Genomic DNA, 15,672 nt, shown 5'->3' with positions numbered 1-15,672 from the left:
CAATGTGCCCGGTGACGGGCATCGTCGCTTGTGGAGTCCCAGCCCGTCACCGAATCCGACCGGTACCCCCAGCGTGGAGGCTCCCTGCCCCACCAACCACAACAAACACGGCTGCTGACCGGGCGGGTCGGAACAATCCGGGTGCGGCACAGCGGTCACGCGCCGCTGCCCGATCCGCGTCGATGCGACCTGTCGGCCGCACCCGCGAGGAACGACCCGACCAGCGTGCACTTCCCCGAACCGGCCGGGCAGGCACGTGAGCGAAGCGAACGGCTGAGTCGGCACCACGCCGAGCCCGGGAGGCAGACCCCGCTCACGGCCACCATGGTGCGTCGACACGGCCCGCCGTCTCCCGGCTCGGTCGGTGTGTATTCGCTGCTACTGGTCCTGGGCTTCCTTCGCCGCCTCACGGGAGTGCCTGAATGCGGCGTCGATGCCCCAGCCGCCGCCACCGAGGCAGATCAGCAACAGACCGACTGCCCCGAGCAGGAGATCGCGATCCCCGAGGAAACCGTCAAGCCCCGGCAGGAACGGGCTGAACGCACCCCACCGGATGAACGCCAGAGAGCAGATGGCAATCAGCAGAAGCAGGGCCCCGACGACCCGCTGCAGCAGGCCGATCACCAACAGCAGGGCCAGGGCTGCCAACAGGAAACCCCCGATCCACACCACCAAGCGGGGCTCCGGAAGACGGGTGTTGCTCAGGGCCTCGGCGGTGCCGTCGACGTTGGTGAGCCCCTGATAGGCCAGGATCGTCAGGATTGCGGCGGTGACGAGCCGCAGCATGAACAACCCGAAACTCGCCAGTGGGCCGTCGGTGGTGCGTCGGGGCTTCTCCACGAGCGCCCGCGACGCATTCCTCGGGGAGGTTTCGACCACCCCGAGCCTTTCGTTGCGGGCTGCGCGTTCCGCCTCCAGCTTCTCCCGGCGGCGACGTTCTTCCTCCTGCTCCGCCACGGGAATGGGCGAGGCAGCAGGAGTGGGGGCGCGGTCGGGGTGGGGACGGATTCCGGCGATGGCGCCTGCATCACCGCGGTCGCCTCGGGCTGCACGTCCGGCGCCTCGGTTGTTGTCTCGGGCTCGCCGGCGGCGTCGCCGCGGAACAGTCCCGGGGCCGCCGCGGAGGAGGTCTGTTGCCGCTCGTCGGGTTGGGACGCCACGGGCTCGGCGGGCTGCGTCCTCACGCGTTCGAAACGCTGGGTGGCGGTGGGGTCGGGATACTGCGGGGGAACCTGTTCCGGACGGGGTCGCGGGGTTTCCGCGGATTCCGGGGGAGTTTCCTGTCCGCTCTCTCCCCCGAGGCGCTGCTCCAGCGTCAGTCCCGGTTGCCGCGGAGCGGGCTGGTCGTGCTGCTCGGGCATCTGGAGGGGCCACGCGTCGATGTTCATCTGGCTGGATCCCGCCGCGGGCTGCTGCGACGTGACGGGTTCCACGCGCTGCGGGAAGGCCTGCTCCGGCTGCGGCGCGTCGAGGGGCCGCACGAAGGTCTCCTCGTCCCCGGGATCGGTGGGCTTCGACGTCGAGAGGAACGACGGGGCCGGCCTCGGATCCGGATCCCGGGGTTCGGGCATCCTCAGTCCGGAAACCATCGTGGGTTCGTTGGCCTCCTCGTCCTCCTGGGCGCTGGGCGTCGTCGGGGTCTGGAATGAGACATCGGGGGCGTGCAGCGCGACGGACTCCGCCCTGACGCCCTTCTCCCGCGTCTCAGGGGTCGTGGGTTGTTGTGATGGCGCGGCGGAGAAATCCTGTTTTCCGGCGGCCCGGGTGGCCGGGCGGGGTCTGGGATTCGGGGTCTCGACGGGCACCGACTGCTCGGTGACGTGATCGTCCCACTCGGTGGGATCCAGGGCGGTGCCGTACTCGCTCTGCTCGTCCTCCCAGTCGGCTCCGCGGGGCGTGCCCTGCCGCACCCAGTCGTCTGCGTCACGTGAAGACATGAACCCTCCTGAATCAGTCAACGCTTGAGCCCATGTTCTCACCGCACCCGTCGCGCACACATGAGGCGCGCCCGGTTTTGAACCTTCCCCGGCCCTTGTCAGCGATGCGAGGCCCGCCCCAGCCCCAGGAGCATCGCCTCGAGGGCCAGCTGGGGGGCGACGTTGCCCTCGAGGGCCTTGCGCGCCTCCAGCAGGGCGTCGAGGGCGTGCACGGTCTGTTCGGGGCGGGTTCGCCCGGCGAAGGCGGTGATCTCCTCGGCGATGTCGGCGTTCACGAAGGGCACACCGGGGGCGGTCTGGCAGGCCAGGACGTCGCGGTAGTAGCCGGTCAGTTCGGTGAGCACCCGGTCCAGGGCGTCGCGCTGGAAACGTTTCGCTCGGGCCTTCTGCTGGTCCTCCAGTTCCTTGATGGCACCCTGGACCCCGCGTGCCCTGACCCGTTTGGTGCCCATGCCCAGCGCCGCCTGGAGCTCCGCCATCTCCCGGGCATCGAGGTCCGCGGTGAGCTGTCCGGCCTCCTCGGACGCGGAGGCGACGAGGGATTCGGCCGCCGACAGGCAGTCGGTGAGGGTGCCCAGCCTGGCGGGCAGCGACAGGATCTCGTGGCGCCGGTTCCTGGCCTGCTCGTTCAACGCCAGGGCACGGGCGCGACCGATGTGCCCCTGGGCGGCGCGTGCGCAGTACTGGGCCATCACCTCGTCTACGCCGTCGCGCCGGACCAGCAGTTTCGCCACCTCCTCCACCGGCGGGGTGACCAGCCGCAGCTCCCGGCAACGGGAACGGATGGTGACGATCACGTCGTCGGCGCTGGGCGCGCACAGCAACCACACGGTCCTCGGGGCGGGTTCCTCGAGGGCCTTGAGCAGGGCGTCGGCGCCGCGTTCGGTGACGCGGTCCGCATCCTCGATCACGACCACCTGCCAACGGCGGTTCACGGGTGCGACGTTGGCCCTGGAGACCAGCTGGCGCATCTCGTCGACGCCGATGCTGAGCTGTTCGGTGCGCAGCAGGGTCACGTCGGGATGGGCCCCGGACAGCGACGTGCGGCAATCGTTGCAGCGCCCGCAGCCGCCGTCGCGGCACTGGAGGGCGGCGGCGAAGGCACGGGCCGCGTTGGATCGCCCCGACCCGGGTGGCCCGACGAACAGCCACGCGTGGGTCATGGCGTGCCTGCCGCCCGCCACCGCGCGCCGCAGCGTCTCAACGGCCCTGTCCTGACCCACAAGTTCGTCCCACACGCTCACGTGCTCATCCTGCCATCCCCCACCGACGAAGACGCGACCGAGTCGATCAGCTTCAGGGTGGGGCGACTCGGCCGAGCAGTGCGAGCACCTTCTGCTCGACCCGTTCGGCGATGCTCTCCCGCGACTCGCGGGCACCCAGCACCAGGTAGCGTCCCGGGTCCTCACCGGCCAGCCGGAGGAAGTGGTCGCGGGCGCGGCGGTGGAAGTCCAGGCCCGCGGCCTCCAGGCGGTCCTGTTGCCGGATGTTCGCGACCGCCTCGGCGGGGTCGAGGTCGAGCAGCACGGTCAGATCGGGCCGCAGCCCGCCCGTCGCCCAGCGCGCCACCTGCTCCACCTCGGCGAGGTCGAGCACCCGACCCGCCCCCTGGTAGGCGATCATCGAGTCGACGTAACGGTCGCACACCACCACCTCGCCCCGGGCCAGGGCGGGAAGGATCACCTCCTCGACGTGCTGGGCCTTGTCGGCGGCGTAGACCAGCGCCTCGGTGCGGGCTGTCAGTTCCGGGTGGCCGGGGTCCAGCAGCAGTCTGCGCAGCTTCGCGCCGATCGGGGTACCGCCCGGTTGCCGCGTCAGGACGGGCTCGATGCGACGGTTCTGGAGCCGGGTGACGAGTTCCAGCACCTGGGTGGACTTGCCCACCCCGTCGCCGCCCTCGAAGACGACGAACAGGCCGGGGGTGGCCTCGGGAATGGTCATCTGCGCACCTTCGCGAGTAGTTTGCGGATCTTGACGACCCGTTCGGGCCAGTCTGCGACGAATCCGGCGCGGGCCGCGATCAACCCCTGGTGGCATCGTTCCGTCTCCCGGCCGCGTTCGAAGGCCTCCGCCGGGGTGAGGCCGTCCAGGTCCGGGGGGGCGACGTCCGCGGCGCAGTCCCGCAGGTCGCGGGTGACCCGCGTGATGATCCTCAGCAGTTTGGTTCCCGGTTTGCCGTGCAGCTGCACCGCCACCAGCCCGCAGGCGTGCACCTGCTCGGCGGCCGCCAGCGCGGCCCGCCAGTCGGCGCCCGGGGAGTCGGCGGTCAGCGACCGGCAGCGGTCGGCCAGGATGTAGGCCCCCTGCTGGGCGCGCTTCAGCAGCAGTTTCGCCGCGGGTTCGGCGGAGACGTCGCCGAGCCGCGGGGCGCGCACCGCCGCCACCAGCGAGTCCGTCACGTCGAGGGCCGCCTGCCGGGGCGTGGCGGCCTTCTCGACGGCGGATTCCACGGCCTGCCGCCACTCGGGGTCGAGCACGTTCGCCAACCCCCGCACGTGCCCCCGGAACTCCCGGAGGGCTTCCGCGACGGCGTCCTCGTCGCGGTACTGGGCCCGGACGAGATCCTGCAGGTCGGCGGCGAACAGCCTCGTCACGAACGCCTCCATGGTTGCCTCACGGTTCAGCGGACCGGGGTTCGGGAAGTCGGTGCCGCCGGTGGCGGGTGGGCCGAGGCGCTGCTGGAGACTCGGGAACTCGGCGACGGCGTTCGCGGAGACCGCATCCAGCGCGGCCAGCACGTGCTCCAGCTGGTGTTTGCCGAGCAGGTCGGTGGGGGTGAGGGTGGCCTCCCGGTAGCGGGCCGTCGCCATGCCTCCGCGGCGCACCGTGACCCGTTCGTCGCGGATGCTTCCCAAGGGGCCGTCGGGTCCTCGCAGGAGGTACTCGACCCGCTGGCATTCCAGCGCGGCCACCGGCCCGAGCAGGGCGCGACGCACCAGCGGCCGGGTGAGGTCGGCGAACTCCTGGGGCAGCTCGGCGGTGGCCCCGATGGGCACGATCCGCTCGGCCGGCAGGCAGGGCACCCACCCGGGTGCCGCCAGGTACCAGTCCCCCACCCCGCCGAGCACCCGGTGGGCCAGCACCACCCCGGCGCGCAGCAACCGGTCGTCGGTGGTGTCCACCACGGTCACGTCGATGCCGTGGCTGGCCGCGCGCCGCTCCATGAGCCCGGTGATCCCGATGGCGTCCGACAGCAGGGAGGGGGCATCGGCCTGGAAGGGAAGGTCGAAACGCATCACCGCCGGTCGCTCGAAACCCATGGAACCTACCTTCCCACAAGGCCCGGGAAAACCGGAGCGGCGCTCAAGAAGACGAACTGGTTGGACCAGAACCCTTCCCCAAGCCGGTTGAGCCGGGCCACGAGGAACGAGCAGCCCGAGTCGAAACCACCGCACCGCGCCAGCATCTGCCCTGCCGTCGCATTCAACGGCGGCCGGGAAGATGCTGACCCGGGACGCAGCGCCCTGAAATCGCTACGCACTCTTGAATCGTCGACTCGTCATCCAGGCAACGCAGCATGTGGCCAGCGACATCAGCCCGGGGGATTGGCCATCCCAGCCAGCCGCTCTCGGCATCCCGAAGCTCTCGGACCATGCCCGTGGCCCGCTTGTTGGTCAGACCTACCGGCCGGACGATCGTCCAATCCAGTCCGGATTCTTGGACCACTTGTTCCTGGGTGGTGTGGTCGGCGAGGACCGGGGCGAGCATACGGGTTGCCAGGTACCGAATGCCGGGGGGCAGCATTCGTGCGGAAGCGCCAGCGCCCAGCGAGGACTGCACGACGATCCGGCGTAGGCCTGTCTGCCCGGCAGCCTTGAGAACGGCCTGAGTGATGGCCGTTCGATCACGGCTGCCGTCGCTGCCACCATTGACGGTGACAAAAACCGCCGTGGCATCTCTCAACGCGTGGCGCACGACCTCCGGGTCATGGGCATCGCCGGAAACCAGGCGTGCCCCGATGGGACCAGCACCGCGACGGGAGAGGCACGTGACATCGAAGCCCCGCTTCAGTGCCAGCTCCGCGAGTTCCCTGCCCGTGCCGGAAGAGCCTCCGATGACGCTGATTCGACGTCGGGCATTCTCGCGCTGGTGCGCAACGAGGGTCTGGGGTTCCGCGCTGATCGGTTTTTCGACACATCTCATCACACCTGTCGCGATCCGGCGCAGGGGCGGGGTCCAGCGATCCCGGAACTGGATCCACGGCCCAATGGCGTCCCGGTAAGGCATCCGGCCTGCATCGGGGCCGAAGAGCCGGCTCTCCAGTCTGCCGGCCTTCTGGCCAACGAGACCAGCTACCGCCGAGAGAATTCGGAGCCCGACGTTGCTGACGGATCGGACCGGATCCTCATTGGCGATGTTGTCCCTGAGGTGGCAAGCGTACTCCCCGAGTGCCTTCAGGTCGGGAATTCGGCCCTCGTCGTATTCCCGCAGCGGCATCGGGCTGCCAGAGGCCAGCGCGTCGGCCAGCAGCATCGCGTCCTCCAGACCGGAGTTGACGCCCTCGCCTGTCGGCGGGATGACGGAGTGGGCGGCGTCACCGAGGAGGACGAGCCACTCGTCGTGGGACACCCGGGGGCAGCGCACAACGGCGCCACCGAAGGGCGCCCGCCCGAAGAAATCCACAAAGGCGTCGCGAGCGAGCAGGGGGAGGACGAGCGGGGCGTGCTGCTGCAGGTGCCGATGCAGGGCACTGATGTGTTCCTCCGTGGGCTCCGTCGACAGGAGCAGGGCCTCCGCCGGGTCACCCTTGATGGCCGTGACCACGACGCACCACACGCCGTCCGGCAGCGTCGCGGTGTAGATACCTTTGCCCGTGAAGATGTGGTGCCAATTCGGATCCAGTCCGGGAGCCATTGCACCGGGCGCCGAGAAGAGGACGCGGAACTGGACGCCCCAGTCACTCACATCCGGGGCGAAATCAGCAAGCTGCTCGGCCATGATCCGACGCGTCTTCGACCAGACCCCGTCACATGCGATGACCAGGCCGTTTCCCACCTCGACCGTGGTGGTTCCTGTGAACTGCAGGGTTCGGGAGGCCAGATCGATGGCCTCCAGCCTGTGGCCGGTGCTGAGAGTGATTCGCCGGTCCTGTTGCGCTGCTGCCAGGAGGATGCCCGTGAGCCGGGCCCGGGTGGTGCCGATGATGGTGCCAGACCGGATCGACGCAAGCATCCGGCGCCCGGCACGGATCTTGAATCCCTCGACAAGTTCGCCCTGCGCGCGCAACTCCTCGACCAGACGCGGATCGACACGCCGCAACGTCTCCTGACCTCGCGGGTTCACCCCGATCGGGTAGCTGTTCGTGTCGGTCAGAGAAACGGCATCCCGCGCCTCGTGAATTGTGACGCGCCGGTCCTGGGACGCCAGCAGCAACGCTGTGGCCAGACCGACCGGGCCGGCACCGATGATGTGGATATCCGGGTTGGCCATGGGCCGTCCTTGCCTTGTTGGAATTCCTTCCCCAGCTCTGGACGACATACTACTAGAGGTGCCTGGTAACTCCGGTGTGGTCGGGGCCGCGTTGGCGCAGGCCTCGGAGGAACTCGGCCCAGAAGTCGGTCGACTCGCTGTCCCCGACGGACATGCCGAGGATCCCGCGCCTTCCGAGGGCGGAGACACCGACCGCGATCCCACGATGCCCCACCCAGGCCACTGATCAACCCGCCGCATCACCGCGGGAATTGCCACCACGCCATGGGACACACCCTCTTCCTCGACATGGAGGCTTATTCACAGCCTCTCCGAAGCTGGTTGAGCCGGACCGCGACGAAGAAGCAGCCCGAGTCGAAACCACCCGCGCCTGGTAGTCACACCCGACCCCAGCACCCCGGACACCCTCACCATGGTTTCGACACGACCGGCTCGCTGACGCTCGCAGGCCGGCTCAACCGGCTTTGGGGGTGGTCTTCTTTCTCGTGGTTGTCGTCTTCTTCCTGGTGGTGGTCTTCCGGGCGGGTTTCTTCGCGGGGCCCTTGGCCCGTTTCTCCGCGAGCAGCTCGAAGGCGCGTTCCGGGGTGATGGTCTCGGGCGAGTCGTCGCGGCGCAGGGTGGCGTTGGTCTCGCCGTCGGTGACGTAGGGACCGAACCGCCCCGACTTCAGCACGACGGGTTTGCCGCTGGCCGGGTCGGCGCCGAACTCCTTCAGCGGGGGCGCGGCGGCCGCGCGTCCGCGGACCTTGGGGGCGGCGTAGATGGCGAGGGCCTCGTCGAGGGTGATGGCGAAGATCTGTTCCTCGCTGGTCAGCGACCGCGAGTCGCTGCCCTTCTTCAGGTACGGCCCGTAGCGGCCGTTCTGCGCGGTGATCTCGACGCCCTCCGGGTCCTTGCCGACCACCCGGGGCAGGCTCATGAGGCGTTGCGCCGTCGCCAGGTCGATGCTGTCGAGGGACATCGACCTGAACAGCGACGCGGTCCGGGGTTTCACCGACTTCGGGGTGCCCTCCGGCAGCACCTCGGTCACGTAGGGTCCGAACCGGCCGTTCTTCGCCACGACCATGCGCCCGGATTCGGGGTCGACGCCGAGTTCGCGTTCCTCGTCGAGGGGGCGGCTGAGCAGCTCCTCGGCGACCTCGGCGGTCAAGCCGTCGGGCGGCAGGTCGTCGGGGACGTTGGCGCGGCGCCCGTCGGCGGCCTCGACGTAGGTACCGTAGCGTCCGACGCGCACGTCGATGCCGGAGTCGCCGAGCGGGAAGGTGGACAGCCCCTTCGCGTCGATGTCGCCGAGTTCGGTGACGAGTTTCTCGAGGCCCTTCGCGGCGTCGCCGTCGGGGCCGCGGTAGAAGTCGGTGAGGACCTTCAGCCGTTCGGCCTTGCCGCCCGCGATCTCGTCGAGCAGCTCCTCCAGGTGCGCGGTGAAGGTGTAGTCCACCAGTTCGGTGAAGTGTTCCTCCAGCAGCCGGGTGACGGCGAACGCCAGCCAGGTCGGCACCAGCGCGGAACCTTTCTTGAACACGTAGTCGCGGGCGGTGATGGTGCGGATGATGGAGGCGTAGGTGGAGGGGCGGCCGATCTCCAGTTCCTCCAGTTTCGCCACGAGCGAGGGTTCGGTGTAGCGGGCCGGGGGTTTGGTCTCGTGCCCGGCCGCTTTCACCTTCTCGGCGGCGAGCTCCTGGCCCGCGGTGAGCTGCGGCAGCCGCGACTGCTTGTCGTCGCTGGTGGTGTCGTCGTCGGTGCCGGCGACGTAGGCCTTCAGGAAACCGTGGAAGGAGATGGTGCGGCCCGACGCGGTCAGCTCGGCGCGTTCCACCGTGCCCGTTCCGGCCCGCACCGGCGCGGTGGGGGCGGCGGAGATGGCGACGCTGACCTGTTCGCCCTTCGCGTCGGCCATCTGGGAGGCGAGGGTGCGCATCCAGATCAGCTGGTAGAGGCGGTGGGCGTCGCCGGACAGGCCGGTGGCATCGGGGTGGGTGAACACGTCGCCCGCGGGCCGGATGGCCTCGTGGGCCTCCTGCGCGTTCTTCACCTTCGAGGCGTAGATGCGGGGTTTCGCGGGCAGGTAGCGTGCCCCGAACAGCTGCTCGACCTGGTCGCGGGCCGCCGCGATGGCGGAGTCCGCCAGGGTGACGGAGTCGGTTCGCATGTAGGTGATGAAGCCCTTCTCGTAGAGCTCCTGGGCCACCGACATGGTTCGCTGCGAGGTGAAGCCGAGTTTCCGGCCGGCCTCCTGCTGGAGGGTGGTGGTGCGGAACGGTTCGTAGGGGCGGCGGGTGTAGGGCCTGGCATCCACCTTGTCGACGCGGAACGCGGCGGCCTCGAGGGCGGCGGCGAGTGCGGTGGCGGTGGTCTCGTCGAGGACTGCGACGGAGGTGCTGGTGGGCTGACCGGTGGAGTCGAAGTCGCGGCCCTGGGCGACACGCATCCCGTCGAGGGAGGTCAGGCGTGCGGGGAAGGTGCGGGGTTCCGCCTCGGCGCCGCCGTCGAGGGTCACGTCGAGGTCCCAGTAGCCGGCGGGCACGAACGCGATGCGTTCCCGTTCCCGGTCGACGACGAGGCGGGTGGCGACGGACTGTACCCGGCCCGCCGACAGTTTCGGCATGACCTTCTTCCACAGCACCGGGGAGACCTCGTAGCCGTAGAGGCGGTCGAGGATGCGGCGGGTCTCCTGCGCGTCGACGAGGTCGGCGTCGAGCTGGCGGGGGTTGGCGACCGCCTCGGCGATGGCCGTGGGCGTGATCTCGTGGAAGACCATGCGGTGGGCGGGCACCTTGGGTTTGAGTTCCTCCAGCAAGTGCCAGGCGATGGCCTCGCCCTCGCGGTCACCATCGGTGGCCAGGAGGAGTTCGTCGGCGACCTTGAGTTTCTGTTTCAGCTCCCGCAGCGTCGCCTTCTTGTCGGGGGCCACGACGTAGAGGGGGGCGAAGTCGTCGTCGATGTTGACGCCGGTGCGCGCCCATTTGAGTCCCTTGTACCGGGCGGGCACCTCGGCGGCGCCGGTGGGCAGGTCGCGGATGTGACCGCGGCTCGACTCCACCATGTAGCCGTCGCCGAGGTAGCCGGCGATCTTCGTCGCCTTGGTGGGCGATTCGACTATCACGAGTCGCTGCCGTTTGTCCGCCATGGTGTCCCTGCCTCCCGTCGTCCGCATGGGAACAATAGCCCACGAAACAATCCGGCCACGTCGAACGACCCAAAGATCACGGTCGCGGCGACCACGCCAGCGCACATACTCCTCGGATGGCTACGACGCCCGCCGGTTTCCGTCCGTGCCGAACCCAGCCCGTGAGCGCCCGGGAATCTGTGATCGTGTCGGCTTTCCGACTGCCGGGGGTTTCGGCTCCGGATCAGGCACTCTCTGAGCTCAGGGGTACCTCGGTGATGCCGGGGGCCGGTTTCACCCTCACGCCTTCACGGTAGCTGACGGCTCCCTCGAAGGTTTCCTGGTACCTGCTCTCGGTCGTCACCGTCGTGTCGGTGCCCTGGAAGGACGCGGTGTTGACGTAGGTGGCGGCCTTGTCGACGGTGTGGTTGTCGACGAAGACGGAGCGCAGTTTGATGTGGTAGGTGCAGCGGCTGCTCCACGGACCGCTCATGGTGAGGGTGGTTTCCTGCTGACCCGTGGGGTCGGCCTTCAGCCGGAATCCGTCGACGCTCTTGCCCACCCCGTCCGCGACGACACGGGAGAGGCTGGCGTTCGGGTTCAGCGGGTCGCTGCATTCCTCGATCACCCGGTTGTAGGCCCGGTCCGTGGCCTCGGTGGAGAACATTCCCGGGGTGATGGTGTCCTTGATGACCACCTGGGCCCCGGACGCGTAATTCGCGTTCAGCCATGCCCCGGGAGCGGCGACGTCCCAGTTGATGCCCTTGGACGTGGACGTGAGTTGTCCGGCCCGACCGCCCGGCTCGCTCGCGGGCTGCCAGGGTTCGGCGGGTTTGACGGCGATGGGCTTGTCGTAGGGAAGTGGAATGCTCTGGGTCTTTCCACTGAGGCTGACCTCGGTGGCCGCGGCCGTGGTGGGCTCGGTGACCTGGAGGTTGACGCGGATGGAGCCCTTGACCTCGGTCGTGCGGCGGATCATCTCCTTGAAGACGCAACTGATGGTCGAGTTCGTGTCCGTGTTGGCGAGGGTGCACTCGCCTGCCCTGGTTCCGTCGGCGGTTGTCATCGGTCTGCGGGCGGCGGTGTCCTGAAGCCTGAGGAATGGGGGTAGTTCGACCGTGAACTCGTCGCCGAAGGCGACGTGGGCGTTGGTTCCGTCGTAGTTGACGCTGAATTCCACGTTGTCGCCCTGCCAGACCTCCTGGCGGCCGGTGATCGGGACGCCCGACGGGTCCACGTGTTTGAAGATGGCGTCGGTGAAGACAATTCCGGAGTTGATCTTCGCCTGCGCCGGGGGCGTTCCGGCGCCGAGAAGAGCAGCCGACGTCGCGAGAATGGCGGAAACCGCGGTCGCGACACGTCGTCTCGACGTGTGTGCACGATCAAGATTCATTTTCCCTCCCAGGTCTCAACGCCGGAGAGCCTTCAAGGGTTCCCGGAAGCGATGAACATCGCATGGCTGACCATAACTCTTCACGACGGTTTTCGGTAGTCCCCGCGAAAGGCGAACGGCTTCACCTGGCTTCGGGCAGAGGATTGCGCACGCTCGGACGGCACCGCCTCGGACGTGCGGTCCGGGGTCTCGTGCGAGGAGACCTGCCCGGCAGAGGGGAGGAACGGGGCAGGTCTCCTCGCGAGGGTTCGGGGCCGGGAACCCGTCCTGAACTTTCGTCCCGCTGGACGCCGCCGCCGGTCCTGGGCAGTCCGGCCCGATGGGCTCCGGCGACCTCGGGGGCGATGTGGGCGGTGTCCCGCAGGCTGCGCCGCTGCCGTGTGATTCGGGAGGACGGTGGGGCGTGGTCCCAATCGACGGGATCATCGGCTCCGGGATCGATGGGATCCGCCGGCCCGGTGGTCGCGGGGTCCTGCGGGTCGGGCGCCGGGGGTGCCGCTGGCGGAGCCGCGACCCCACCGGTTGTCCTGGTGGCGTTGTTGGTCAGCAGCACGGGCAGGGTGGTCTGGTCGACGACGGTGAAGGTCGCCGACGTGCCGTCCCCGCCGATGGTCACCCGGGTGTCCTCGGAGGAGAACTTCGGCGCTCCCCAGACGAGGTCGGTGGCGGCCGGGTTGGCGGTGGCGACGGCCTCGGTGAGGGTGATCTCGGTGCCTGCGGGGAAGGTGCCCGACGGGGTGGTCTGGCCGACGGTGACCGTCATCCTGGAGGGGTTGGCGGGGGCCTCCCAGCCCGGGAAGTCCGCGGCGGTTTTGCCGCCCGGCAGCGTGTAGGCGACGGTGACGTCGAATTTCTGCCCGGCCGGGGGAACGGCGCCGCCCGCGCTGGCCTTGGTCACCTGGAAGCCGCCGAAGCCCTGGCGGTAGGTGATGGTGGCCTTGAAGGACTCGAAGTAGGAGCGGGTGAACACGTTGGTGTCCTTGTTGGCCTCCACGAGGTGGACCTGGTTGCGGTATTCGTGGCCGGGGACGATCCTGCCGCCGCCGGTGAACCTGGTGTCGAAGTCGATGCGGTAGTTCTTGGCGGTGGAGAGGGTGCCGGTCACCTTGAAGGTGACGGTTCTGCCCTCGGAGGAGGCCTGGATGCCGTAGCCGTCCTTCTTGATCTTCCCGTCGGCGGTGGCGACGACGCGTTCGGTCTCGCCGGTGCCGTCCGGGCCGGCCTGGATCTCGACCAGGTTGATGCTGGAGGGATCGGGGACCTCGAGGCCGTCCTGGATGACGTCGGTGGCGGTGACCGGGCCGCCGTTCGGGTAGTTGGCCTTGAGCCAGGAGCCGCCCAGCAGGACTCGCCAGTTGATCCAGGGGCTGTTGGTGCCCACGCCCTTGGCGCTCTTGGCGAGTCGGGTGCTGGGTTTGAACTGCCTCACCGGGCGGAGCGTGATGTCCTCGTTCCAGGGGTGCGCGACGCTGTGTTCCTTGCCGTTGATGGTGAACACGCTGGAGGTCCTGTCGGTGGTGTCCTGGGCCAGCAGCTGGGCCTGGATCTTGCCCGCGACGTCGACCTTGCCCGCGATGGCCTCGCCGAAGGTGCAGGTGATCCGGCTCCTGTCGACCCTGCACTCGCCGGCCTTGACGGCAGTTCCCTTCGAATCGGTGTACTCGAGGGGCTTGATCACCTCACCGCGGGAGTTCCCGCCGTCCCGGTTGACGAAGGGTTCGGGCAGGTCGATGGTGAAGGACTGGCCCGGCTTGGGGTTGGCCCCGGTGGCGTCGAAGTCGGCGTTCAGGTAGAACCAGTCGCCCTTGTGGAGCTGGCGTCCGGGAGCGGGGATCGCCTCGCCCGTGTCGGTGACGTGGGTGAGGGTGACCGGCCCGAACTTGATGTCGGTGTTCTGGTCGGCCCTGGCGGGGGAACTGCCGACGTTGAACAGCGCCGCGGATGCGATCACGAGGACGGCGGCCGCGCCGGCTGCCCGCCGCAGAAGCGAACGCGGGTGTTTCATGGGTACCTCTTACTGACGGCATGGCCGGGAGGAACGACCTCCTCCCGGTGCGACAAGTCGTTGAAAAACGAATCGTCGCCGAAAGTATAGGCACCTGTCGACCTTTCGGCCAATTGGCCTGCCGGAAGTGATCCATGGACGCCACGGACGGGCTCCGCGAACGGTTACCTTTCGTCGATTCGACCAGTTCTGCCCCCATGCGCAGCAGCCGGTCTCCCGAGCGGGGAGACCGGCTGCTGCGCCTGGGTGGGCGTCAGCCCTGGGGCCAGGATGGCATGGAGAGCAGGGTGAAGATCGTCTGCACCTCGCCGGGGGCGACGATGGCGCTGTAGACCCCCGCCTCGATGCGTCGCATCCCGCGTTCCTGCGCGGCGTGGGCGTCGTGCGCCAGGGACATGACCTCCCAGTGTTCACCATCGTCGGTGATGCGCATGGCGCGTACCGGGAAGCCATCCCAGGAGCCGTGGGTCTTGACGACCCCGGCCTGGGCGATCCGGTCGAGTGCGATGACGATGCGTCGCTGAACACCGTTGTCGTCGCGGCGGAGCCCGATCACGTCGCGGAGCCCGCCGATGTCGTCAAAGTTGAACTGTCCCGGGGAGAAGGAATCGGCCTCCTTGACGCGAAAGGCCTGCATGCTGAGCGGGTCGGGGCGGCCGGGTGGGGTTTTCGTCCCGTCGGCCTTCTTCCAGCCCATGAACAGGCCCCGGTAGGTCGCGACGACCTCGGCGGCCGCTCCCCCGGACTCCCGTCTCAGGATCTGCGCGCCGGCGCGCAGGATCGTCGGGTCGACGTAGAGATGCGAGGCCTGGGGGTCGCTGGGCAGGTCGATGACGCCGCTGCCGTTGAAGGGGGGGAACTCCAGGAAGTCGCCCCTGGCGACGGCGCGCTCCTCGTCGGTGGTGCCGCCCATGGCGGGATAGACGGTGTCGGTGGGCATCAACGGGAAACGCAGTGTGTGGACGACGTCCGCCCCGGCCAGGGGACCCTCGGGGCCGTCGAGGTCGAGCGCGGCGACGAGTTCCCTCGCGGAGTCCTCGGAGCTGATCGAGTCCGCGGCCACGGCGTAACCGAAGTTGAACCCGTACCCGTGCTCGAGGTATGCCTCGAGCAGTTCGGGGACGAGAAGCTTCTCGAGCCAAATCGTCATCTGATTCTCTCTCCGTCGCGGAAATCTGCTACCAGGATCATGTCACTTCTTGGAGCCGCGTTCAGCGAACGCACATGTCGAACGAATGGACAGCGACTCCTCCGGGTCAGGATTTCACGCGGCAGCAAGCTAAATGATAACGGCCGGGCCCGGGAGAGAGTTCCCGGGCCCGGCCGTTCGCCGGATCAGCGGCTCAGTCGCCGGTCCTCGGCAGACCGGGCCTCACGACCGACTTCCTCGGTTCCTTCGCGGTGGGTGTCGGGACACCGGGTGCGGTCGGGTGAACGGTGACGGTGGGATCCGCCGAGGGGATCGGAGCGGGCGACGCGCTCGGATCACCGCTGTGCGACGGCGAACCGCTCGGAGGGGTGGAGGGTGTGGCGCTCGGTGTGACGGAAGGCGACGGCGTGGGGTCGGGGGTACCGGTCGGCCCGGGGCTCGGGACGGAATCCCTGGTGTAGGTGTTGGTGACGTTGACCGTGACGGTGTCGTCCTTGACGACGGTCACCGCCCGACCCTTGTCAACGGTCAGGGTGTAGCCGGCACGAGCAGCCGCCGCCTCGTCCTCGGACACCACCTCACACGAGGTACCCACCGGGAACCTACCCACAACCTTGTCCGCACCGGCGGTCACATCAACCGCCCCCTCGG

At 68.9% G+C, this 15,672-nt stretch carries 11 protein-coding genes and 1 pseudogene; all 12 read right to left on the bottom strand.

Annotated elements, in window-relative coordinates; translation table 11 throughout:
* Positions 1-378: 378 nt before the first annotated feature.
* Positions 379-786 (bottom strand): DoxX family membrane protein, encoded by a 408-nt coding sequence (locus E0E39_RS01605; protein WP_130873184.1) that lies wholly within the window; start codon positions 784-786, stop codon positions 379-381.
* Positions 756-1,937, bottom strand: a complete 1,182-nt coding sequence (locus E0E39_RS01600; protein WP_130873183.1) for a hypothetical protein — start codon at positions 1,935-1,937, stop codon at positions 756-758. Before E0E39_RS01600 ends, E0E39_RS01605 begins: the two co-directional genes overlap by 31 nt.
* Before the next feature lie 98 nt (positions 1,938-2,035).
* The gene (locus tag E0E39_RS01595; RefSeq protein ID WP_130873182.1) at positions 2,036-3,181 is read right to left on the bottom strand and encodes a DNA polymerase III subunit delta'; all 1,146 of its coding nucleotides are present in this window, start codon (positions 3,179-3,181) and stop codon (positions 2,036-2,038) included.
* A gap of 52 nt (positions 3,182-3,233) precedes the next feature.
* Entirely contained in the window at positions 3,234-3,878 is a 645-nt protein-coding gene (tmk, locus tag E0E39_RS01590; RefSeq protein WP_130873181.1) for a dTMP kinase, read from the bottom strand.
* A complete protein-coding gene (locus E0E39_RS01585; RefSeq protein WP_130873180.1) occupies positions 3,875-5,197 on the bottom strand; it encodes a hypothetical protein in 1,323 nt (440 codons plus the stop codon). The genes tmk and E0E39_RS01585 overlap by 4 nt, the downstream gene beginning before the upstream one ends.
* A 163-nt stretch (positions 5,198-5,360) precedes the next feature.
* Positions 5,361-7,367, bottom strand: a complete 2,007-nt coding sequence (locus tag E0E39_RS01580) for an NAD(P)H-binding protein (RefSeq protein ID WP_130873179.1) — start codon at positions 7,365-7,367, stop codon at positions 5,361-5,363.
* An 85-nt stretch (positions 7,368-7,452) separates the two neighbouring features.
* A pseudogene (locus E0E39_RS01575) lies at positions 7,453-7,581 on the bottom strand (transposase); the annotation flags it as partial.
* Between the two features lie 240 nt (positions 7,582-7,821).
* On the bottom strand, positions 7,822-10,494 hold the full coding sequence (topA, locus tag E0E39_RS01570) for a type I DNA topoisomerase (RefSeq protein WP_130875592.1): 2,673 nt from the start codon (positions 10,492-10,494) through the stop codon (positions 7,822-7,824).
* 223 nt (positions 10,495-10,717) lie between these two features.
* Entirely contained in the window at positions 10,718-11,866 is a 1,149-nt protein-coding gene (locus tag E0E39_RS01565; protein ID WP_130873178.1) for a DUF7926 domain-containing protein, read from the bottom strand.
* 121 nt (positions 11,867-11,987) lie between these two features.
* Complete coding sequence (locus tag E0E39_RS01560; RefSeq protein ID WP_130873177.1) at positions 11,988-13,871, bottom strand: DUF7926 domain-containing protein; 1,884 nt, start codon at positions 13,869-13,871, stop codon at positions 11,988-11,990.
* Positions 13,872-14,124: 253 nt separating this feature from the next.
* Positions 14,125-15,021 (bottom strand): hypothetical protein, encoded by an 897-nt coding sequence (locus E0E39_RS01555; RefSeq protein WP_130873176.1) that lies wholly within the window; start codon positions 15,019-15,021, stop codon positions 14,125-14,127.
* A gap of 193 nt (positions 15,022-15,214) precedes the next feature.
* Positions 15,215-15,672 (bottom strand): DUF5979 domain-containing protein (locus tag E0E39_RS16515; RefSeq protein WP_281275561.1); only part of this gene is annotated, 458 nt, incomplete at its 5' end.

The sequence above is a fragment of the [Pseudopropionibacterium] massiliense genome, from assembly GCF_900607225.1.
GTDB lineage: Bacteria > Actinomycetota > Actinomycetes > Propionibacteriales > Propionibacteriaceae > Arachnia > Arachnia massiliensis.
The sequence above is the reverse complement of the archived record's forward strand: the minus strand, read 5'-3'. Positions and strand labels throughout refer to the sequence as shown.